This window comes from Dietzia sp. Cai40 (assembly GCF_014145165.1).
GTDB lineage: Bacteria > Actinomycetota > Actinomycetes > Mycobacteriales > Mycobacteriaceae > Dietzia > Dietzia natronolimnaea.
Map to the genome: position 1 here is coordinate 1 of NZ_JAALEB010000292.1, position 1024 is coordinate 1024.

The following is a 1024-nucleotide window of genomic DNA, read 5'->3' on the forward strand; positions in this document are numbered from 1 at the left end:
CCCGACGCGTGGCCACCCCCCGCTGTGCGTCCGGGTGGACCCTCGGTGGCTCGCGGCGCGGGCCCCGGGGGACGTGATCGAGGTCCCCGACGCACGACGGCTCAGGCGGCGGTTCACCGTGGTGTCCGCGGGGGCCGACGGCGTGCTGGCGGAGGGCGACCGCAACGCGTGGGTGCGCGACGGGACGCTGATCGACTGCGACTTCGAGCACACCCGGGTCCGCGGCATCTCCGCTGTGCCGCGCCGGATCCGCGTCCACCGAGGGGACCCGATCCTGCTCACCGTGGACATGGAACCGGTGGAGCCGCCGCGGTCCGGCGAGGAGATCCGACTGGGGTGCGCGCTCCCCGCGGTCGTGGAGGCCCTGTCGGTGGGGGACCGCGTCCTGTTCGACGACGGAGTCATCTCCGCGGAGGTCGTCGCGACCTCGATGCCGGGTCAGGAGGGTGGGCCCTGGGCCCGGCTGGAGGTGGTGCGCTGCCGCGAGGGCGGCCGATGGCTGGGGTCGGAGAAGGGCATCAACGTCCCCGGGCTGGAGGTGGACACCCCCGCACTGACCGACGAGGACCGGCAGTGCCTACGCTTCGCGTCCCGGCACGCGGACATCGTGGCGCTGTCCTTCGTGCGGACGAGGGGGGACGTCACCGACGCGGTGGAGGCGCTCCGGGCGGAGCGCGCGGAATCGGGGCGGGAGCTGGGGTTGCTGCTCAAGGTGGAGACCAGGCAGGCCTACCGCGCGCTGCCGGACCTGGTGCTGGAGGCCATGCGCCACGACCGGATCGGGGTGATGATCGCGCGCGGTGACCTCGCCGTCGAGATGGGATTCGAGTCGCTCTCGGAGATCCCGCGCAACATCACGCTGATGTGCCAGGCGGCCCGCGTTCCGGTCGTGCTGGCGACGCAGGTGCTGGAGTCGCTCGCGAAGACCGGGATGCCGTCCCGCGCGGAGATCTCCGACGCGGGCTCGGCGCAGCGGTCCGAGTGCGTGATGCTCAACAAGGGGCCCTACGTGGCGGAGGCGATC

1 protein-coding gene is annotated in these 1024 nt (G+C 73.2%); it reads left to right on the forward strand.

The window, feature by feature from the left end:
- Positions 1-73: 73 nt before the first annotated feature.
- Positions 74-1024: pyruvate kinase (locus G6022_RS11410; RefSeq protein WP_347238173.1), on the forward strand; the 951-nt coding region annotated here is incomplete at its 3' end.